This window comes from Pseudomonas nitroreducens TX1, from assembly GCF_000313755.1.
Taxonomy (GTDB): Bacteria; Pseudomonadota; Gammaproteobacteria; order Pseudomonadales; family Pseudomonadaceae; genus Pseudomonas; species Pseudomonas nitroreducens_A.
In genome coordinates, this window is sequence record NZ_AMZB01000135.1 from 153,786 (window position 1) to 172,286 (window position 18,501).

Consider the following 18,501-nt stretch of genomic DNA (forward strand, 5'->3'; position numbering starts at 1 on the left):
TGCAGTGACGAACCGCAGTTTTGGCCGGATATCCCGCTGCACCGAATTGCCTACAGGCCCCATCCCCCACGGAGCAGCACGGATAGCTCCCTCTCCCTTTGGAGCGGGGCGCGTAGCCAGGGCGGGGGGAGAGGGTAGCCACAGCCAAAGGAAGTATTTCGCATGAGCGACATCATCCGCCGCGACCCGCGCGCCGAGTGGATCGCCCGCAACCGCCTGCACCCGCTGCACGCGGCCATGCAGTCCGCCCAGGGTGGCGAGAGCCGCTGGATGGGCCCCAATGGCGTGATCCGCAAGAACCTCCACGCGGTCGGCTTCATCGGCCCCAACGGCATCAAGCGCATCGACCGCTCCGGTGGCCAGCAGGGCACCGGCGGCAAGCGCAGCAGCGCGCCGGAGGTGGTGCAGCTGCCGCTGGTGACGATCGAGCAACCGGCCTTCCTGATTGCCGTGGTGCCGGACATGGTCGGCGGCCGCCTCTCCAGTCATGACCGCGACCTGTTGGGCCTGGCCCGCAAGCTCGCAGGAGATGACGGCGCGGTGCTGGCCGTGATCTTCGGCGAACACAAGGAATCCGCCTTCGATACCGCTGGCGTCGACCGCCTGCTGCAGATCGCAGGCAACGAATACGACGGCTACGCCCCGGAGCAACGGGTACTGGCGCTGCGTTCGGCGAACAGCCAGTTCGCCCCGCGCCACTGGCTGCTGCCCGACAGCCGCGCCGGTGGCGGCGAACTCGGCCGGCGCCTGGCGGCGAGCCTCGGCGAGCGCCCGGCGACCCGTGTCTGGCAGGCTGAGGGCCAACGCTGCGTCGGCCGTGCCGGCGCCGGCCAGCAAGACCTGCACCGTGAGCTGCCGCGCCTGATCCTGGCCGCCGCCGAGTGCGCCGAGCCGGTCAGCGAAACCCGCCACGAAGCCCGCGTCGTTGAACTGGAAACCAGCGTCGCGCGCAACCTCCCGCGCATCGAAGACCTTGGCCCGGTGGCGGTGGACCCGGCGCAGATCCCCATGGCCGAAGCGGAGTTCATTCTCTCCGGCGGTAATGGCGTAAAGGACTGGGACCTGTTCCACCGCGCCGCCGTGGCGCTGGGCGCCACCGAAGGTGCCTCCCGCGTGGCGGTGGACGACGGCCACATGCCGCGCGCTCGCCAGGTCGGTGCTACCGGTACCTGGGTCACCGCGCGGGTCTATCTCGCCGTCGGCATTTCCGGGGCAATTCAACACCTGCAGGGCATCGGCTCCTGCGACAAAGTGGTGGCGATCAACATGGACCCGGGTTGCGACATGATCAAACGCGCCGATCTCTCGGTGATCGGCGATTCCACGGCGATCCTCAAGGCACTGATGGCCCTGGCCGAAGCCCATCGCAACGGAGCGGCGCGCGATGCGGCCTGAGGGGTTCTCTCCGACTGTAGGGCGGATAAAGCCACAGGCTTTATCCGCCGCCATCGCCACATCGGCGGATAACGCTGAGCGTTATGCGCCCTACGCCAGCTTGCGAGCCCGAGGTGGCTTATGAATGACCTGAACATCGTCGCCCTGGTTTCCATCGGCGCCCACCCGGCCTCCGGTCGCGCGCGCCGCGCCGACCAGGATGCGCGCGCGGTGGAGCTGGGCATGAGCCTGGCCGGCAAGCGCCTGCGCGTGGTGCATGCCGGCGACGCCGGGGAAGAAGCGCTGCGCGGCTACCTCGGCATGGGCCTGGACGAACTGGCCGTGCTGGAGCAACCGGCAGGCGCCGACGCCTTGCCGGCGCTGGCGGCCTATCTCGGCGACAGCGACGCGCAACTGGTACTTACCGGCACCCAGGCGGAAACCGGCGAAGGCTCGGGCATGCTGCCCTTCCTGCTGGCCGAGCGCCTGGGCTGGCCGCTGGTGGTCGGCCTGGCGGAAGTGGAGAAAGTGGACGGCGGCAGCGCCCAGGTGCTGCAAGCCCTGCCCCGTGGCCAGCGGCGCCGGTTGAAGGTACGTCTGCCCTTTGTCGCCAGCGTCGACAATGCCGCGCCTGTGGCTCGCCAGAGCGCGTTCGGTCCGGCCCGCCGCGGCTATCTGGAAGCCCATGAGGTGGAAGTGGTCGATGACCCGCTGCTCGCCGAGGGCAACCTGCAACCGGCGCGCCCACGGCCCAAGCGGCTGAAGGTGATCAAGGCGAAGACCGGCGCCGAGCGCATGAAGGCCGCCACCGCCAAGGCTTCCGGCGGCACCGGGCAGGTGCTCAAGGACGTTACCCCCGAAGCGGGCGCCGAGGCGATCTTCAAGCTGCTGCGGGAAGAGGGCGTGATTCGAATCTGACGTTACAGCTTTGGTAGGAGCGAGCTTGCTCGCGAACAATCCCCCCAGCGGGGCAATTCGCGAGCAAGCTCGCTCCTACAAAATCTCTCCTTTGCTTCCGTGCGAGCGGACCTTGTCCGCGAATTACCTGTCCAAATCGCTCTGGCAGCCGGAAATCGTTGAAATAGCACGAGAATTATCTCGTAAGCTATTGAATTGACAGCATACGGCTTGTCAGAAGTTCACCGTTTCCACTGGCCCCGCCGCGCCCCATTCTTTATCCTCCGCACCCTTTGAAAGGCTTTGCGGAGGCTCCCATGCTTGATTCCACCCTCGAACAACTTGAACAACTGGTCGCCGAACTGCTGCAGCAGAACGACGTGCTGGTGCAGGACAACGCCGCCGTGCGTGAAGAGCTGCTCAAGGCCCGCGAGGAAAACGACAGCCTGCAGCTGTCCCTGATGGAGCAGGAAGAGAAGCACAATGCGACCGCTACCCGTCTGCAGGCGCTGGTCCGCCGCGTCAGCGACAGCCGCGCCCACGCATGAGTGGCGACGGCGTCCGCGTCCTGCGCATCCTCGGACGCGAGTACAGCGTCCGGGCGCCGGCCGGTGAAGAGCGCCGGCTGCAGAATGCGGCCGCGCTGTTGCAGGCGGAAATCACCGCCAGCAAGAAGAAATTCCCCTACGTCACCAGCAATGAGCTGATGGTGCTTTCCGCGCTCAACCTCTGTGCCCGTCAGCTGGGCGCATCGGATGCCGAGTGCGACGAGGCGGACGCCGTGGAGCGTATCGCCGCCCTCAACCGCCGGATTCTCGATCACCTGCAACGGCAGGATTGATCCTCGCGCGTTTCCTGGTGCGATTCATGCCAATCGGGGACGGAGTCCGCTCCTACGAAACCTGAAACTGCGTAGGAGCAGGCTCCGTCCGCGATGTTTTCCGCCATGCCCAAATCGCAGGCAAAAAAAAGGGGACACCGGGGTAAGCGGTGTCCCTTCTAAAGGAGAGTGGGCCCAAGGGCCCCTCAACCGGTGAGACGTGGCGCTTCGGACGAGTCCGCCGCGCCGGGCATAAAAGAAGGGACCGGGGGTAACCAATCCCTGAAAGGTGAGGGAGGAATACTCCCCCTCAACCGGTGAGACGTGCCCGGCTCGCGCCGGGCGGGTGATCAGGCGCGCAGCGGAATCAGGCGCGGGGCGATCATGTTTTCCGGCAGCAGGATGTCGGCCAGGGTGGCTTCGTCCAGCAGCTTTTCTTCGCGAACCAGTTCCAGAACGCCGCGGCCGGTTTCCAGCGCGATCTTGGCGATGCGGGTGGAGTTCTCGTAGCCGATGTACGGGTTCAGCGCGGTGACCAGGCCGATGCTGTGCTCCACCAGCTGGTGGCAGCGCTCGACGTTGGCGGTGATGCCGGTGATGCAATGCTCGCGCAGCATGTCCATGGCGCGCTGGAGCAGGCGGATCGAGTCGAAGATCTTGTAGGCGATCAGCGGCTCCATCACGTTCAGTTGCAGCTGGCCGCCTTCGGCGGCGATGGTCAGCGCCAGGTCGTTGCCCATGATTTCGAAGGCGCACATGTTCACGGCCTCCGGGATCACCGGGTTGACCTTGCCCGGCATGATCGAGCTGCCCGGCTGGCGCGGCGGCAGGTTGATCTCGTTGATGCCGGTGCGCGGGCCGCTGGACAGCAGGCGCAGGTCGTTGCAGATCTTCGACAGCTTGACCGCGGTGCGCTTGAGCATGCCGGAGAACAGCACGAAGGCGCCCATGTCGGAGGTGGCTTCGATCAGGTCGGCGGCCGGGACGACCGGCTGCCCGCTGATTTCAGCCAGGCGCTCGACGGCCAGCTTCTGGTAGCCGGGGTCGGCGTTGATGCCGGTGCCGATCGCGGTGCCGCCGAGGTTCACTTCGGTCAGCAGTTCCGGCGCCAGGCGACGCAGGCGGTCGAGGTCTTCGCCCAGGGTAGTGGCGAAGGCGTGGAACTCCTGGCCCAGGGTCATCGGCACCGCGTCTTGCAGCTGGGTACGACCCATCTTCAGTACGCCGGCGAACTCGACGCCCTTGGCGGCGAAGGCCTGGATCAGGCTGTCGAGGCTGGCCAGCAGGGTGTCGTGGCCGAGCAGCAGGCCCAGGCGGATGGCGGTCGGGTAGGCGTCGTTGGTCGACTGCGCCATGTTCACATCGTTGTTCGGGTGCAGGTACTTGTACTCACCCTTGGCGTGGCCCATGGCTTCGAGCGCGATGTTCGCGATGACTTCGTTCGCGTTCATGTTGGTCGAGGTGCCGGCGCCACCCTGGATCATGTCCACCACGAACTGGTCGTGGAAGTCGCCACGGATCAGACGGGCACAGGCTTCGCTGATGGCGGCGTGCTTGTCTGCCGGCAGGTGGCCGAGCTTGTGGTTGGCATCGGCTGCCGCCTGCTTGACCATCGCCAGGGCGACGACCAGTTTCGGGTAGTGCGACAGCGGCACGCCCGAGAGGCGGAAGTTGTTCACAGCGCGCAGGGTCTGGATGCCGTAGTAGGCGTCAGAAGGTACTTCGAGGGTGCCGAGGAGGTCTTTCTCGATGCGGAACGATGCAACAGGGGACATGACAGAGATTGTCTCAAAGGAACACGGCCAGTGCCGCGATGCCCGGTAGACTAAGGATTTCGCCTTTCGTCGGCCAATGCTGTTAAAGGCTGTCTCATGCACGAACGGCATAATGTACCCTGTGACGAATTGATGACGGCGAGCGTATGCCTGTGCTACGCGCGCCCGGCTCCTGACCCCGTGTGACAGCGTTGGAGTTGACGTGAACCTCGAAACCAAATGGCTGGAAGATTTCAGCACCCTGGCCACCACCCGCAGTTTTTCCCAGGCCGCTGAAAAGCGCTTCGTCACCCAGCCCGCGTTCAGCCGGCGCATCCGCAGCCTGGAGGACGCCCTCGGCCTGACCCTGGTGAACCGTCAGCGCACGCCCATCGAACTGACCGAGGCAGGCCAACTGTTCCTGGTCACCGCCCGCGCGGTGGTCGAGCAACTCGGCCAGGTGGTGCGCCACCTGCACCATCTGGAGGGCGGGCAGGGCGAAGTGCTGCAGTTCGCCGCCGCACACTCCCTGGCGCTGGGTTTCTTCCCGGCATGGATCTCGCGCCTGCGCTCCGAGGGCCTGAACATCGCCAGCCGCCTGGTGGCGACCAACGTCGGCGAAGCGGTGCACCTGCTGCGCGAAGGCGGCTGCGACCTGATGATGGCCTTCTACGACCCGGACGCCGCGCTGCAGATGGACCCGGACGTCTTCCCCTCGCTGCACCTGGGGCGCACCGAGATGCTGCCGGTGTGTGCGGTGAACTCCGCCGGCGTGCCGCTCTACGACCTCGACAGCGGCCAGAGCGTGCCGCTGCTGGCCTACAGCGCCGGCGCCTTCCTCGGACGCGGGGTGAACCTGCTGCTGCGCCAGCGCAACCTGCGCTACACCACCGTCTATGAAACGGCGATGGCCGACAGCCTGAAGAGCATGGCGCTGCAGGGCATGGGCGTGGCCTGGGTGCCGCGCCTGAGCATGGAGTCCGAGCTGGCGCGCGGCGAGCTGGCGCTGTGCGGCGGCCCGCACTGGATCGTCCCGCAGGAAATCCGCCTGTACCGCTGCGCCCTGGTGCGCAAGGCGCAGATCCGCCTGTTGTGGCGCAAGCTCGAAGGCGGCCTGGGGCTGGACGAGACGCCCTGATCCGCCTTGCGAGGCGGACGACCGGGGCTGTTCCGTTTATTTGATAAGCATTATCATTTGCGCCTTTCCAGGGTCTTTCCCTCGCGCCGTCTTCGGTGCGGACCGCTGGCGAGCCCGCATCTGAAGATGTCCCATCCTGACCGCCCGGCCGACTCCCGCGCCGCGGACGCCCCGGCGCCCGCCGAGGCGCTGCCGCGCGAGGACTTCCTGCAGGTGTTCCTATCCCAGCGCCCGCGCATGGAGGCCCTGGTGCAGCGCCGCGTCGGCTGCCGCGCCACCGCGGCGGACCTGGTGCAGGATCTGTTCCTGCGCTTCTGGCAGCGTCCGCAGGCGCCGGTGGAGGAGTTGGGCAGCTACCTGCTGCGCAGCGCGCGCAACCTCGCCATCGATCACCTGCGCGGCGAGGACTCGCGCGGCCGCACGCTGAGCGCGCTGCTACCCGATGACGACGATGCGCAGCCATCGCCCGAACAGGCGATGCAGGCCGGCGCCACACTGGAGCTGATAGAAGACGCTCTGCGCCAGTTGCCTGAGCGCACCCGCCACATCTTCCTGCTCAGCCGCGTGCACGGCCGCACCTATGGCGAGATCGCCACGGCCATGGGGCTTTCCCAGAGCGCTGTGGAAAAACATATGATGCGCGCCCTCGATGCCTGCAAGGCGAGCCTGGAGCCCGCCGAGCCGGCTGTTCGCCGTGGAGCCGCCGACCGATGAAGCCCGTTATCGCCACCTCGCCCGAGGACGCCCAGCGTCAGGCGCGCCAGTGGCTGCTGCGCTTGCAGGATCGCGGCGGCGAAGCCTGGCTGGAGGCTTTCCAGGCCTGGCTGGCGGCTGATCCACGGCATGCCAGGGCTTATGCCGAAGTCGATGCACTATGGCTGGCCAGCGCCGCACCGGCGCAACGGCTGGCAGCGGAGGAGGGTGATGCCCTGAGCGCCTATCTGGCGCAGATGGACCGCCCCGCGACCCACCGCGCCCAAGGCAATCACCGACGCTGGAGCTATCCGCTGGCCAGCGCCGCCTGCCTGTTGCTGATGCTCTGGGTCGGCGGCTGGTGGTCGCCGGGCAACTGGGTCACCGACCTCTCGGCCGATTACGTCAGCGCGCCGGGCGAAGTGCGCGAGGTCACCCTGGGTGACGGCTCGCGCCTGACCCTGGATGCCGACAGCGCCGTCGCCGTGTCCCTTGAGGGCGAGCAACGCCGCGTCGACCTGTTGCGCGGCGCCGCGTCCTTCGCGGTGAAGCACCTGCCCAAGCCCTTCGTGGTGCGGGCGGGCGAAGGCGAAGCGCGGGTGCTGGGCACCGAGTTCGAAGTCCGTCGCCTGGGCGAGCAGACCCACGTGACCGTCGCTGAAGGCCGCGTCTCGGTGCGTGGCAGTCATGCGGTCGGGGGGCCGGAAGTGGTACTCGGTGCGGGCGAACGCGTCGGCATCGATGGCACGAAGCTGGGCAACGCTCAGCCCGCCGACGCCCAGGCCGCGCTGGCATGGCGCGAGGGCTGGCTGACCTTCTACCGTGCGCCGCTGGGCGAGGTGCTGGCACGTCTGGGCACCTACTATCCGGGCCGCATCCTGCTGCTCGACCAGGAACTGGCACAGCGCCGGGTCAGCGGCAGTTTCCGCAGCAGCGACCCGCAGGCCGCGCTGGACTCGCTGCAAGCGGTGGTGGGCTTCCGCCAACAGCCGCTGCTGGGGCGTTTCGTGCTGATTCGTTGAGCGCGAAAATATTTTCGAAAAAGGGTGAGGTACCGAGGCGGCTGCTCCGTGTAGTGGTCATGAATGCGAGTTATTCGCATGTGGAATCGACCTTTCGAGCAAGTGAGCCCCGATGACCCCGCTGCGCCGCGCTATCCCCGAACTGTCCCTGAAACCGCTCGCCGCCTGGGTGCTCGGTACTGCCCTGGCCACCGCGGCGGCACCGGCCGCATGGGCGGAAGGAGCCGCCGCCAGCTCCGCGCTGCAAGTGAAATTCCCTTTCGCCATCGCCGCCCAGCCGCTGCCCCAGGCACTCAACGAGTTCAGCCGGGTGACCGGCCTGAGCGTGGTCTACACCGATGAGGCGCCGTATGACCTGAAGGCCCCGGCGGTCTCCGGACAGCTGAGCGCCGGTGACGCGCTGGACCGTCTGCTGGCCGGTTCCGGCTACCGCTTCCGCGCCCTCGACGACCGCACCCTGACCCTGGAGCGCCTGCCCACCGACACCCTCAGCCTCACCGACACCACGGTCACCGGCCAGGCGGCTGCCACCCGCTATCAGCCGGCGCCGGTCGCCTCCATCGGTCGTACCGACACGCCGGTACTGGAAACCCCGCAGAGCATCGTCACCGTCCCGGCCCAGGCGCTGCGTGACCAGAAGCCGCGCAACCTCGATGACGCGCTGGGCAATATCAGTGGCGTGACCCAGGCCAATACCCTCGGCGGCACCCAGGACGCGGTGATGAAACGCGGCTTCGGTGACAACCGCGACGGCTCGATCATGCGCGATGGCCTGCCCTCGGTACTGGGTCGCAACCTCACCGCCAGCGCCGACCACGTTGAAGTGCTCAAGGGCCCGGCCTCGCTGCTCTATGGCATCCAGGACCCGGGCGGCGTGGTCAACGTGGTGAGCAAGAAGCCGCAGCTGCAGCAGTACAGCGCCGTGACCCTGCGTGGCTCGACTTTCGCCCACGGCAAGCAGGGCAGCGGCGCGCAGGTCGACACCACCGGCGCGCTGGGTGAAAGCAACCTGGCCTACCGGCTGATCGTCGATCACCAGGACGAGAACTACTGGCGCAACTTCGGCCAACAGCGCGAGACCCTGGTCGCCCCGTCCCTGGCCTGGTTCGGCGAGGACACCACGGTGAACCTCAGCTACGAGCACCGCGAGTTCAAGACGCCGTTCGACCGCGGCACCGCCATTGATCCGCGCACCAACAAGCCACTGGATATCCCGCGCACGCGCCGCCTGGACGAACCGTTCAACATCACCGAAGGCCGCTCCGACCTCACCCGGCTGGATGTCGAGCATCGCCTCGACGATGCCTGGAAAGCGCACTTCGCCTACGGCTGGACCCGCGAAACCTACGACGACAACCAGGCGCGGGTGACCAAGGTGGACAGCGCCAAGGGCACCGTGACGCGCCGTGTCGACGGCACCCACGGCGCGGTGAGCAGCGACAGCTTCGCCACCGTGGGGCTCAACGGCGACCTGCAATTGGGCGGCTTCCGCCATGAAGTGACCTTCGGCATCGACAGCGAGAAGCGCAAGATCTACCGCGCCGACCTGATCCGTGACACCAAGAACACCACCCTGAACTACCTCGATCCGGTCTATGGGCAGGTCTCTCCCGCCACCCGCGTCAGCCCGGCGGACAGCGACCAGACCGACAAGCTGCGCAGCGACTCGCTGTTCCTGCAGGACTCCTGGCACCTCGACGAGCACTGGATCCTGGTGGCAGGCGGGCGCTACCAGATGTACGACCAGTACGCCGGGCGCGGCCGGCCGTTCAAGGCCAATACCGACATCAGCGGGCAGAAGTGGGTGCCGCGCGCCGGGGTGATCTACAAGATCAACGACGAGATGTCGCTGTATGGCAGCTATACCCAGTCGTTCAAGCCCAATTCCACCATTGCGCCGCTGTCCACGGGCGAGGTGATCGACTCGGCGATCCAGCCTGAGCAGGCTTCGTCCTGGGAAGTCGGCGGCAAACTCGACATTCCCGGCCGCGTCACTGCCAACCTGGCTTTCTTCGACATCCGCAAGCGCAACGTGATGGTCACCCAGCTCGACGCCAATGGCGACAGCCGCGTCAGCACCGCCGGCAAGGTGCGCTCCTATGGCGCGGAACTGGACGTGACCGGGCAATTGACCGAGAGCTGGAGCCTGCTTGGCAGCTACGCCTGGCTGGACGCGGAAGTGACCGAGGACCCTGAACTGGAAGGCAACCGCCTGCAGAACGTGGCGAAGCAGACCGCCTCGCTGACGGCGGTGTACGACGCCGGCTCGCTGCTCGGCGGCGACGACCTGCGCCTGGGCGGTGGCGCCCGCTACGTGGGCAAGCGCGCGGGCGACCCGGCCAACTCCTTCGAGCTGCCGTCCTATACCGTGGCCGACGCCTTCGCCAGCTATGACACCCAGCTGGGCGGGCACAAGGTCGGCTTCCAGTTCAACGTGAAGAACCTGTTCGACCGCACCTACTATCCGTCGGCGGCGAACAACCTCTACGTGGCCGTGGGCGAGCCGCGGCAGTTCGAGTTGTCGACCACTGTGGAGTTCTGACGGTTAGGAGCGATTGTCTTCATCTGAGATTCCGCGCCTGGGTTTCCCTCTCCCCCGCCCTCTCCCTGAAGGGAGAGGGAGCACATCGTGCAGGCTGACGCTACCGTTTCAGCCTGCACCGAACGGTCCCCTCTCCCTTCAGGGAGAGGGTTAGGGAGAGGGGGCCCTCGTGCAGTTTTTCAGATAGAAGCGGAGGATTTTTAATAGCGCCGGAGCGGAAACCCTCCCCGCGTGGAACCTTACATCTCCACCACGATCCGCCCTTCGATCTGCCCGGCGCGCATGCGGTCGAGGATGGCGTTGATGTCGTCCAGCTTGCCGGAGGACACGGTGGCCTTCACCAGGCCCTCGCCGGCGAAGTCCAGGGCTTCCTGCAGATCGGCGCGGGTGCCGACGATGGAGCCGGTGATGTGCAGGCCCTTGAGCACCACATCGAAGATCGGCGTGGGGAAGTCGCCCGGCGGCAGGCCGACCAGCGACACGGTGCCGCCGCGACGGGCCATACCGATGCCCTGGCCGAAGGCGCTGTTGGAAACGGCCGTGACCAGCACGCCGTGGGCGCCGCCGATATCGCGCTGCACCACCAGGGCCGGGTCTTCCTCCTTCGCGTTGATGGTCAGACTGGCGCCGAGCTTGCGCGCCAGCTCCAGCTTGGCGTCATCCACGTCCACCGCTACCACATGCAGGCCCATGGCCTTGGCGTACTGCACGGCCACGTGGCCCAGGCCGCCAATGCCGGAGATCGCCACCCACTGGCCGGGGCGCGCGCCGGTTTCCTTCAGGCCCTTGTAGACGGTGACGCCCGCGCAGAGGATCGGGGCGATTTCCAGGAAGCCGACCTGCTTGGGCAGGATGCCGACGTAGTTCGGGTCCGCCAGCACGTATTCGGCGTAGCCGCCGTTCACCGAGTAGCCGGTGTTCTGCTGGCTCTCGCAGAGCGTCTCCCAGCCGGTCAGGCAGTGTTCGCAGCAGCCGCAGGCGGTGTACAGCCAGGGCACGCCGACGCGGTCGCCTTCCTTCACGCGGGTGACGCCGGCGCCGACCGCGGCGACGAAGCCGACGCCTTCATGACCGGGGATGAAGGGCAGGCTCGGCTTCACCGGCCAGTCGCCCTCTGCGGCGTGCAGGTCGGTGTGGCAGACGCCGGAGGCCTCGATCTTCACCAGGATCTGCCCGGGACCGGGCAGCGGGACTTTGACTTCCTCGATTCGCAGCGGTTCGCCAAAGGCATGGACGACAGCCGCTTTCATGGTCGTGGGCAGGGTCGTGGACATTGCGCTCGCTCCTTGAAGGGGGAGGGACCTGCCCCATCCGGGCAGGGTCGTCAGACGAGTCTGAGCCTCTGAGCCTAGGCCATCTTGAGCTGCGGCAAGCTTTTCCGAAGTTGTCGCGGCCTCCTTCGGCTTCTGAATGACGAAATCGGGACCAACGGTCACGCACAGTGCACTCCGCTGCGCCCTTTGCGGTATACTGCGCCGCCTTCAAGCCGGCACTGCCCGCCGGTTTGGCCACGTACAAGCCACGCCCCGACGAGCGTGGCTTGTTGGTTTCTGACGCGCACAAGAGCGCACTTGAGAGAGGCACGACGATGAGCGCACTGGTTGGCGTGATCATGGGCTCCAAATCCGACTGGAGCACCCTGAGCCACACCGCAGACATGCTGGACAAGCTCGGCATTCCGTACGAAGTGAAGGTGGTGTCCGCCCACCGCACGCCGGATTTGCTCTTCCAGTACGCCGAAGAGGCCGATGGCCGTGGCATCGAAGTGATCATCGCTGGCGCCGGCGGTGCCGCCCACCTGCCGGGCATGTGCGCCGCCAAGACCCACCTGCCGGTCCTCGGCGTGCCGGTGCAGTCCTCCATGCTCTCGGGCGTCGATTCGCTGCTGTCCATCGTGCAGATGCCCGCGGGCGTCCCGGTCGCCACCCTGGCCATCGGCAAGGCCGGTGCGACCAACGCGGCGCTGCTGTCCGCCAGCATCCTGGGTGCCAAGTACCCCCAATACCACGAGGCGCTGAAGCAGTTCCGCGCCACCCAGACCGAGACGGTGCTGGACAATCCCGATCCGCGCGAGGCCTGAGTACGACCATGAAGATCGGTGTCATCGGTGGCGGCCAGCTGGGCCGCATGCTGTCCCTGGCGGGCACCCCGCTGGGCATGAACTTCGCCTTCCTCGACCCGGCGCCGGACGCCTGCGCGCAAGCCCTGGGCGAGCACATCCGTGCCGACTACGGCGACCAGGAACACCTGCGCCAGCTGGCCGATGAAGTCGACGTGGTGACCTTCGAGTTCGAGAGCGTGCCGGCCGAGACCGTGGCCTTCCTCTCGCAGTTCGTGCCGGTCTATCCGAACGCCGAGTCGCTGCGTATCGCCCGCGACCGCTGGTTCGAGAAATCCATGTTCAAGGACCTGGGCATTCCGACCCCGGCCTTCGCCGACGTGCAGTCCCAGGCGGACCTCGACGCCGCGGTGGCCAGCATCGGCCTGCCGGCGGTGATGAAGACCCGCACCCTGGGCTACGACGGCAAGGGACAGAAGGTCCTGCGCAAGGCCGAGGACGTCAGCGGCGCCTTCGCCGAACTGGGCAGCGTGCCGTGCATCCTCGAAGGCTTCGTGCCCTTCACCGGCGAAGTCTCGCTGGTGGCGGTACGCGCCCGCGATGGCGAGACCCGCTTCTACCCGCTGGTGCACAACACCCACGAGAACGGCATCCTGCGCCTTTCCGTGGCAAGCACCGACCACCCGCTGCAGAAGCTGGCCGAAGACTATGTCGGCCGCGTGCTGGACAAGCTGCAGTACGTCGGTGTGCTGGCCTTCGAGTTCTTCGAGGTCGACGGGGGCCTGAAGGCCAACGAAATCGCCCCGCGCGTGCACAACTCCGGTCACTGGACCATCGAAGGTTCCGAGTGCAGCCAGTTCGAGAACCACGTGCGCGCCATCGCCGGCCTGCCGCTGGGCTCGACCGCGAAAGTGGGCGAGAGCGCCATGCTCAACTTCATCGGCGAAGTGCCGCCGGTGGCCGAGGTGCTGAACATCGCCGACTGCCACCTGCACCATTACGGCAAGGCCTTCAAGGCCGGGCGCAAGGTCGGCCATGCCACCTTGCGCAGCGCCGACCTGCCGACCCTGAAGGCGCGCATTGCCGAAGTCGAGGCGCTGATCGCCAAGGCCTGACGGTCAGCTGTACGAAAAAGCCGCGTCAATCACTGACGCGGCTTTTTTCATGGGCGATCGGCGGATTGCTGTAAGGCTCGCGAAACACGCTCGGTCGCTCTGGCACGCGGCGAAACACGGAACGCCGGTGTTTCCTACACTGTCCCATGACAGGCGCGCACCCACCGCGCTCAACCCACAAGGAGGGACTGTCATGGGATTAATCGGAACCATCGTCATCGGCCTGATCGTCGGACTCATCGCTCGCTTTCTGAAGCCTGGCGATGACAGCATGGGCTGGATCATGACCATCCTGATCGGCATCGGCGGCTCGTTGTTGGCCACCTACGGCGGCCAGGCACTGGGCATCTACGCGGCCGGCCAGGCGGCGGGCTTCATTGGCGCAGTGATCGGTGCCATCGTGCTGCTGGTCATTTACGGCCTGATCAAGAAGAATTGACGGTGATTTCCGCCCCTCTCCCGCCATGGGGGAGGGCGCAGGAAGCCCTTACCGCCTGTGCCCGACCGGGCCCTTCGAGTCCACGATGCGCCGACCATTGCTCGCCTGCTGCCTGATAGTGCTGACTTCCCTGGCGTCCGCCGCCGAACTCCCCGAAACCGACTGGCTGTCCCTGATGCCGCCGAGCGACCGCAAGGCGCTGGAAGACATGCCGGAAATCACCCACAACGGCCCCGAGGCCAACGGCACCTTCACCAACAAGGGCGGGCTGAAACAGTCCGACAAGAAGCTGCCGCAGGTGATGTATTCGACTAGGACCGTCGCCGCGCTGAACGGCAAGGCGCTGCGCCTGGGCGGCTACCCGGTGCCGCTGGAGAACGACGCCAAGGGCCGCGTGACCGAGTTCTTCCTGGTGCCGTACCCGGGCGCCTGCATCCACGTGCCGCCGCCGCCGCCGAACCAGATCGTGCTGGTGCGCTACCCCAAGGGGATCCAGATCGACGATATCTACAACCCGATCTGGGTCAGCGGCACGCTGAAGGTGGAGAAGGTCAGCAATGACCTGGCCGACGCCGCCTATGCCATCGACGACGCCAAGGTGCGACCGGTGGAAGAGAGCGATCTGTAAGAGCTCTTCGTAGGAGCGAGCTTGCTCGCGATGGGGCCTCGCAGCGGGGGAACGTGTTCGCGAGCAAGCTCGCTCCTACAAGCGCAAAAAAGCCCGGCGGATGCCGGGCTTTTTCATTGAAGGGCACAGGCGGATCAGCCCTCCAGCGGCTCACTCCAGATTTCCACGCTCATCGTCTCGCTGCGCCTCGGCGCCACGCTCATGGCGTCGTCCATTACCCGCGCGGTTTCGATGCAGAGCATTTCCGTCCAGGCATCGTCGGGCATCTGCGACAGGCGCGCGGCCTTGTCGATCCACGGATTCCACACCACCGCCGAGCGCGAGCCGCCGGCCTTGACGTGGATGCCGCGCTCCCACAGCGGGTCCTGGATCACCAGGGTCTTCTCCACGTCCAGGTAGACGCGATCGGTCTCGCCGGTGACGCGGATCACGCCATGTTGCTGGCGCTCCCCCCAGTTCTCCATGGCATCCAGGTAGCGGTTGCCCTGCAGGCCTTCGATGCTGATCTGGCGGCAGTCGCTGACGGCAAAGTAGGTGTGCAGCGCCTGGGTCAGCGGCAGCGGCTTGTCGCCGAGGTTGTGGGTGGTCATCTCCAGGATCAGGCGTTCGCCGAAGCGCATCACCAGCTCCAGCCGCGCCGAGTGCGCCCAGCCCGGCAGGCCCTGGCTCGCGTCGAAGCTGAAGTGCACCGACAGCCGGCCCTGCTCGTCGGCGATGTCGTCCAGCTGCCAGTCGAGCGCGCGCACCAGGCCGTGGGCTGGCGGCTTGTCGCCCTGGTAGGCGGTGCGGATATCCACAGGGTTGCGGTCCAGGTTGCCGAACCATGGCCAGCACACCGGTACGCCGCCGCGAACGGACTGGCCATGACGGTATTCGGCAGTTTCGCTCAGCCAGACCAGCGGCGGCTGTTCGTGGGGCTGGTAGCTCAGCAGTTGCGCACCCTGCTGAGCGATCAGGGCTTCACCATGGGCGGTGTGGATACGCCAGCAGGACAGTTGATCGATCTGTACCTGCTCGACGCGGGGGTGCTGGATGTCGCTGCTCATGGTGGTCTCCGGGACTGCGGTGCGAAAGTTTCAGTATCACCGATCCTTCGCGCCTCAGTCAGTTCCCGGAGAATGAAAAGATCAGCCCTGGCGCAGGACTTCGAGGCGTTCGCGCTGCTGGCCGTTGGCATCGAAGTTGGCGGCGTCCAGCCAGCGCTCGAACGCCCGCTGGCAGGGCGGCCATTCGCTGTCGATGATGGAAAACCACGCGGTGTCGCGGTTGCGGTCCTTCACCACCGTGGCCTGGCGGAAGGTGCCCTCGAAAACGAAGCCCAGGCGCACGGCGGCGCGCATGGAGCGGGCGTTGAGCGCGTTGCACTTCCATTCCAGGCGCCGGTAGCGCATCTCGAAGGCCCAGCGTGCCAGCAGGTAGACCGCCTCGGTGGAGGCCGGCGAGCGCTGCATCACGCGGCCATAGGCGATGTGACCGATCTCGATGCTGCCGTCCTTGGGGAAGACTCGCAGGTAGCTGAGCAGGCCGACCGCCCGGCCGCTCGCGCGGTCGATCACCGCGAAGAACAGCGGATCGTTGCTCGCTGCGTTGCCTGCGAGCCACGCATCGAAAGGCGCGCGCTCGGGGAAGGGGCCGTAGGGCAGGTAGTCCCACAGCGCCGGATCGGAGTCCGGGCCCTGCAGCGCTAGCCACAGGTCGTCGCCGTGGAGAGCCTGATCCAGCGGCGCCAGATTGATGTGGCGACCGGCCAGGGTGCGACGTTCGGGGCTGGCGGCGGGGCGCCAGTTCAGCAGGGGTTGTTCGTTCATGGGCGCTCCGGCTCAGAGAATCTGGCGGTACTGGACGAACCCGGAGCGGTCGGCGATCCGGTCGTAGAGGAACATGGCGTCGGTATTGCTCTCGTGGGTCAGCCAGTGCACGCGCGAGGCGCCGTTGGCGCGGGCGTCGGCGTAGACGTGCTCGATCAGCTGCGCGCCGATACCGCCGCCGCGCTGGCCCTCGGCAACGTACAGGTCCTGCAGGTAGACGTAGTCGCCCTGGGTCCAGCAGGAACGGTGGTAGATGAAATGCACCATGCCGATGGCCATGCCGTCGCGCCAGGCGAGGGCGGCATGCATCGGCTCGGCCGCGTCGAGGAAGCGCTGCCAGGTGACGGCCGTGGTGGCGTCGTCGATGGTGGTCTTGTAGAAGCGCTGATAACCCTGCCAGAGCGGCAACCAGGCGGCGTGCTCATCGGCAGTGATCGGACGGATCTCGACGGCGGAAGACATGCTGACAACCTTGTGTGCGTTGGAATGCTCCCAGACTAGGTCCGGAATTGGTTCTGCTAAAGAGCCATTCATGGTGAAATCAAGAGAGCCATTGCCGCCGTCCTGGAAGCCTTCTCCATGAGTGTCCCGTTACCCTTCAACCCCTCCGGCATCCGCCTCGATCCTGCCCGCCCCCTGGGTGTTCAGCTGTTCCAGGCACTGCGCGAGTGCATCCTCGATGGTCGCCTGGCCGCCCGCTCACGTCTGCCAGCCAGCCGGGACCTGGCGTCATCGCTGGGTGTTTCGCGCAATACCGTGGTGCGCGCCTACGAGCAGCTCTACGCCGAGGGTTACATCGAGGGCCGCACGGGCGATGGCACCTACGTCGCGGAACGGGTTCAACCCTCGGTCGATGTGATTCGTAGCGAAGCTGGCAGCCCGGATGCGCCCTCCCTGGAGCGCCTCGCGCGGCACCATCTGCCACTGCCGCCGACCGGCGCGCCGCGGGCGTTCCGGGTCGGCGTGCCGGCCTTCGACCTCTTCCCGTTCGACACCTGGGCACGGTTGCAGGCGCGGTTCTGGCGCGATCCGCCGCTGGATTGCCTGGGTTACGGCGACCCCGCCGGCGAGCAGCGCCTGCGCGAATTGGTTGCTGCCTACCTGCGGACTACCCGCGGCCTGCATTGCGACGCGGGCCAGGTCATCATCACCAGCGGCGCCCAGCAGGGCATTGCGCTGTGCGCCCAGGTGCTGCTCGCCGAGGGTGACGGCGCGGCCATCGAGAATCCGGGCTACCGCGCCGCTGGTCATGCTTTCGCCACGGCCGGGGCTCGGTTGCACGGCGTACCGGTGGATGCCGATGGCCTGTGCACGGCGCAGCTGGAGCAGTTGCCGGGTTGCCGGCTGGTCTATGTCACGCCGTCGCACCAGTACCCCACCGGCGTGACCCTCTCGCTGGCGCGGCGCCTGGAGTTGCTGGAGTGGGCCGAGCGCAGCAATGGCTGGATCGTCGAGGACGATTACGACGGTGAGTACCGCTACAGCGGCACGCCGCTGATGCCGCTGGCCGCGTTGGATCGCCATGATCGCGTGCTCTACGTCGGCACCTTCTGCAAGATCGCCTTCCCGGCGCTGCGCCTGGGTTACCTCGTTGTACCGCCGGCGCTGGCGCAGGCCTTCGCCCGGCGGCGTGCGCTGGATGTGCGCCATTCCGAGGTTGGCACCCAGCGGGTCATGGCGGACTTCATTGCCGAAGGACACTTCCAGCGCCATGTCCGCCGTATGCGTCGGGCCGCTCGCAGCCGTCGCGACGCGTTGCTGCGTGGCTGGCCGGAGGTAGCAGGCTGCGCGCCGATGCCGACTGTGGAGGCGGGCTTGCACTTGTGCGTGCGGGTCGACAGCCGCGAGCGGGAACTGGAGTTGGTGCAACGAGCCTTGGCGGTGGGCGTGGAAGTGAATGCGCTGAGCGATTACTGGTTGCCGGAGTCCAGCGAGACGGCGGATGAGCGCGCTGGATTGGTGCTGGGGTTTGCCGCCGTGCCGGAGTCGCGGATTGCCGAGGCGTTGAGGGCGTTGCGCAAAGTGTGGGTGAGCAAGAGCCCCTCTCCCCAGCCCTCTCCCTGAAGGGAGAGGGAGTGTCCGTGCCGAGAAGACTTCAGCGTTACGCGATACATCGAAGCTGTCGGCAAACGACGATCTATTGAGCCGCTCCAAACGGTCCCCTCTCCCTTCAGGGAGAGGGTTAGGGAGAGGGAAAAGAACTCACCCCTGG

Annotated in this window: 18 protein-coding genes; 13 read left to right on the forward strand and 5 right to left on the reverse strand. The window is 66.8% G+C overall.

Translation table 11 applies throughout. From position 1 onward, the window contains the following. Nucleotides 1-162 precede the first annotated feature (162 nt). The 4 genes from C167_RS0127585 to C167_RS0127600 all read left to right on the forward strand — a co-directional run bounded on the left by C167_RS0127585 (nucleotide 163) and on the right by C167_RS0127600 (nucleotide 3,112). Nucleotides 163-1,395 carry an electron transfer flavoprotein subunit alpha/FixB family protein gene (locus tag C167_RS0127585; RefSeq protein WP_017521560.1) on the forward strand — a complete coding sequence of 411 codons (1,233 nt, stop codon included), beginning with the start codon at nucleotides 163-165 and terminating at the stop codon, nucleotides 1,393-1,395. A gap of 120 nt (nucleotides 1,396-1,515) precedes the next feature. After that, complete coding sequence (locus tag C167_RS0127590) at nucleotides 1,516-2,292, forward strand: electron transfer flavoprotein subunit beta (protein WP_017521561.1); 777 nt, start codon at nucleotides 1,516-1,518, stop codon at nucleotides 2,290-2,292. 296 nt (nucleotides 2,293-2,588) lie between these two features. Beyond that, a complete protein-coding gene (locus C167_RS0127595) occupies nucleotides 2,589-2,819 on the forward strand; it encodes a hypothetical protein (RefSeq protein ID WP_017521562.1) in 231 nt (76 codons plus the stop codon). Continuing rightward, entirely contained in the window at nucleotides 2,816-3,112 is a 297-nt protein-coding gene (locus C167_RS0127600; RefSeq protein ID WP_017521563.1) for a cell division protein ZapA, read from the forward strand. The genes C167_RS0127595 and C167_RS0127600 overlap by 4 nt, the downstream gene beginning before the upstream one ends. 329 nt (nucleotides 3,113-3,441) lie before the next feature. On the opposite strand, the gene aspA is transcribed toward C167_RS0127600, so the two are convergent. After that, nucleotides 3,442-4,866 carry an aspartate ammonia-lyase gene (gene aspA, locus C167_RS0127605; protein ID WP_017521564.1) on the reverse strand — a complete coding sequence of 475 codons (1,425 nt, stop codon included), beginning with the start codon at nucleotides 4,864-4,866 and terminating at the stop codon, nucleotides 3,442-3,444. 202 nt (nucleotides 4,867-5,068) lie between these two features. Between aspA and C167_RS0127610 the strand changes: the two genes are divergently transcribed. The 4 genes from C167_RS0127610 to C167_RS0127625 all read left to right on the forward strand — a co-directional run bounded on the left by C167_RS0127610 (nucleotide 5,069) and on the right by C167_RS0127625 (nucleotide 10,240). Beyond that, entirely contained in the window at nucleotides 5,069-5,983 is a 915-nt protein-coding gene (locus tag C167_RS0127610; RefSeq protein WP_017521565.1) for a LysR substrate-binding domain-containing protein, read from the forward strand. Between the two features lie 126 nt (nucleotides 5,984-6,109). Beyond that, nucleotides 6,110-6,697 (forward strand): RNA polymerase sigma factor, encoded by a 588-nt coding sequence (locus tag C167_RS0127615; protein WP_017521566.1) that lies wholly within the window; start codon nucleotides 6,110-6,112, stop codon nucleotides 6,695-6,697. After that, the gene (locus C167_RS0127620) at nucleotides 6,694-7,698 is read left to right on the forward strand and encodes a FecR family protein (protein ID WP_017521567.1); all 1,005 of its coding nucleotides are present in this window, start codon (nucleotides 6,694-6,696) and stop codon (nucleotides 7,696-7,698) included. Before C167_RS0127615 ends, C167_RS0127620 begins: the two co-directional genes overlap by 4 nt. A 112-nt stretch (nucleotides 7,699-7,810) precedes the next feature. Further along, nucleotides 7,811-10,240: a TonB-dependent siderophore receptor gene (locus C167_RS0127625; protein WP_017521568.1), complete on the forward strand. Its 2,430-nt coding sequence runs from the start codon at nucleotides 7,811-7,813 to the stop codon at nucleotides 10,238-10,240. Between the two features lie 239 nt (nucleotides 10,241-10,479). Here the strand turns inward: C167_RS0127625 and adhP are convergent, their stop codons facing one another. Beyond that, complete coding sequence (gene adhP, locus C167_RS0127630; protein ID WP_017521569.1) at nucleotides 10,480-11,514, reverse strand: alcohol dehydrogenase AdhP; 1,035 nt, start codon at nucleotides 11,512-11,514, stop codon at nucleotides 10,480-10,482. Between the two features lie 314 nt (nucleotides 11,515-11,828). Between adhP and purE the strand changes: the two genes are divergently transcribed. From purE to C167_RS0127650, 4 genes are all read left to right on the forward strand, one after another. Beyond that, a complete protein-coding gene (purE, locus tag C167_RS0127635; RefSeq protein WP_017521570.1) occupies nucleotides 11,829-12,320 on the forward strand; it encodes a 5-(carboxyamino)imidazole ribonucleotide mutase in 492 nt (163 codons plus the stop codon). A gap of 8 nt (nucleotides 12,321-12,328) precedes the next feature. Beyond that, a complete protein-coding gene (locus C167_RS0127640) occupies nucleotides 12,329-13,414 on the forward strand; it encodes a 5-(carboxyamino)imidazole ribonucleotide synthase (RefSeq protein ID WP_017521571.1) in 1,086 nt (361 codons plus the stop codon). Nucleotides 13,415-13,607: 193 nt separating this feature from the next. Beyond that, a complete protein-coding gene (locus tag C167_RS0127645) occupies nucleotides 13,608-13,853 on the forward strand; it encodes a GlsB/YeaQ/YmgE family stress response membrane protein (RefSeq protein ID WP_017521572.1) in 246 nt (81 codons plus the stop codon). 85 nt (nucleotides 13,854-13,938) lie between these two features. After that, the gene (locus C167_RS0127650) at nucleotides 13,939-14,481 is read left to right on the forward strand and encodes a DUF3299 domain-containing protein (RefSeq protein ID WP_026079325.1); all 543 of its coding nucleotides are present in this window, start codon (nucleotides 13,939-13,941) and stop codon (nucleotides 14,479-14,481) included. A gap of 134 nt (nucleotides 14,482-14,615) precedes the next feature. Here C167_RS0127650 and C167_RS0127655 read toward each other — a convergent pair whose 3' ends face one another. The 3 genes from C167_RS0127655 to C167_RS0127665 all read right to left on the reverse strand — a co-directional run bounded on the left by C167_RS0127655 (nucleotide 14,616) and on the right by C167_RS0127665 (nucleotide 16,751). Beyond that, the gene (locus C167_RS0127655) at nucleotides 14,616-15,527 is read right to left on the reverse strand and encodes a D-hexose-6-phosphate mutarotase (RefSeq protein ID WP_017521574.1); all 912 of its coding nucleotides are present in this window, start codon (nucleotides 15,525-15,527) and stop codon (nucleotides 14,616-14,618) included. 81 nt (nucleotides 15,528-15,608) lie between these two features. After that, the gene (locus C167_RS0127660) at nucleotides 15,609-16,289 is read right to left on the reverse strand and encodes a GNAT family N-acetyltransferase (protein ID WP_017521575.1); all 681 of its coding nucleotides are present in this window, start codon (nucleotides 16,287-16,289) and stop codon (nucleotides 15,609-15,611) included. A gap of 12 nt (nucleotides 16,290-16,301) precedes the next feature. Continuing rightward, nucleotides 16,302-16,751 carry a GNAT family N-acetyltransferase gene (locus C167_RS0127665; protein WP_017521576.1) on the reverse strand — a complete coding sequence of 150 codons (450 nt, stop codon included), beginning with the start codon at nucleotides 16,749-16,751 and terminating at the stop codon, nucleotides 16,302-16,304. Between the two features lie 117 nt (nucleotides 16,752-16,868). Between C167_RS0127665 and C167_RS0127670 the strand changes: the two genes are divergently transcribed. Further along, entirely contained in the window at nucleotides 16,869-18,353 is a 1,485-nt protein-coding gene (locus C167_RS0127670; protein WP_017521577.1) for a PLP-dependent aminotransferase family protein, read from the forward strand. Nucleotides 18,354-18,501: the final 148 nt, after the last annotated feature.

Excerpts from the sequence above, each read along its gene's own strand:
- C167_RS0127585 (WP_017521560.1), top strand. The coding sequence starts at position 163 with ATGAGCGACATCATCCGCCGCGACCCGCGCGCCGAGTGGATCGCCCGC.
- C167_RS0127590 (WP_017521561.1), top strand. The coding sequence starts at position 1,516 with ATGAATGACCTGAACATCGTCGCCCTGGTTTCCATCGGCGCCCACCCG.
- C167_RS0127595 (WP_017521562.1), top strand. The coding sequence starts at position 2,589 with ATGCTTGATTCCACCCTCGAACAACTTGAACAACTGGTCGCCGAACTG.
- C167_RS0127600 (WP_017521563.1), top strand. The coding sequence starts at position 2,816 with ATGAGTGGCGACGGCGTCCGCGTCCTGCGCATCCTCGGACGCGAGTAC.
- aspA (WP_017521564.1), bottom strand. The coding sequence starts at position 4,866 with ATGTCCCCTGTTGCATCGTTCCGCATCGAGAAAGACCTCCTCGGCACC.
- C167_RS0127615 (WP_017521566.1), top strand. The coding sequence starts at position 6,110 with ATGTCCCATCCTGACCGCCCGGCCGACTCCCGCGCCGCGGACGCCCCG.
- C167_RS0127620 (WP_017521567.1), top strand. The coding sequence starts at position 6,694 with ATGAAGCCCGTTATCGCCACCTCGCCCGAGGACGCCCAGCGTCAGGCG.
- C167_RS0127625 (WP_017521568.1), top strand. The coding sequence starts at position 7,811 with ATGACCCCGCTGCGCCGCGCTATCCCCGAACTGTCCCTGAAACCGCTC.
- adhP (WP_017521569.1), bottom strand. The coding sequence starts at position 11,514 with ATGTCCACGACCCTGCCCACGACCATGAAAGCGGCTGTCGTCCATGCC.
- purE (WP_017521570.1), top strand. The coding sequence starts at position 11,829 with ATGAGCGCACTGGTTGGCGTGATCATGGGCTCCAAATCCGACTGGAGC.
- C167_RS0127640 (WP_017521571.1), top strand. The coding sequence starts at position 12,329 with ATGAAGATCGGTGTCATCGGTGGCGGCCAGCTGGGCCGCATGCTGTCC.
- C167_RS0127645 (WP_017521572.1), top strand. The coding sequence starts at position 13,608 with ATGGGATTAATCGGAACCATCGTCATCGGCCTGATCGTCGGACTCATC.
- C167_RS0127650 (WP_026079325.1), top strand. The coding sequence starts at position 13,939 with ATGCGCCGACCATTGCTCGCCTGCTGCCTGATAGTGCTGACTTCCCTG.
- C167_RS0127655 (WP_017521574.1), bottom strand. The coding sequence starts at position 15,527 with ATGAGCAGCGACATCCAGCACCCCCGCGTCGAGCAGGTACAGATCGAT.
- C167_RS0127660 (WP_017521575.1), bottom strand. The coding sequence starts at position 16,289 with ATGAACGAACAACCCCTGCTGAACTGGCGCCCCGCCGCCAGCCCCGAA.
- C167_RS0127665 (WP_017521576.1), bottom strand. The coding sequence starts at position 16,751 with ATGTCTTCCGCCGTCGAGATCCGTCCGATCACTGCCGATGAGCACGCC.
- C167_RS0127670 (WP_017521577.1), top strand. The coding sequence starts at position 16,869 with ATGAGTGTCCCGTTACCCTTCAACCCCTCCGGCATCCGCCTCGATCCT.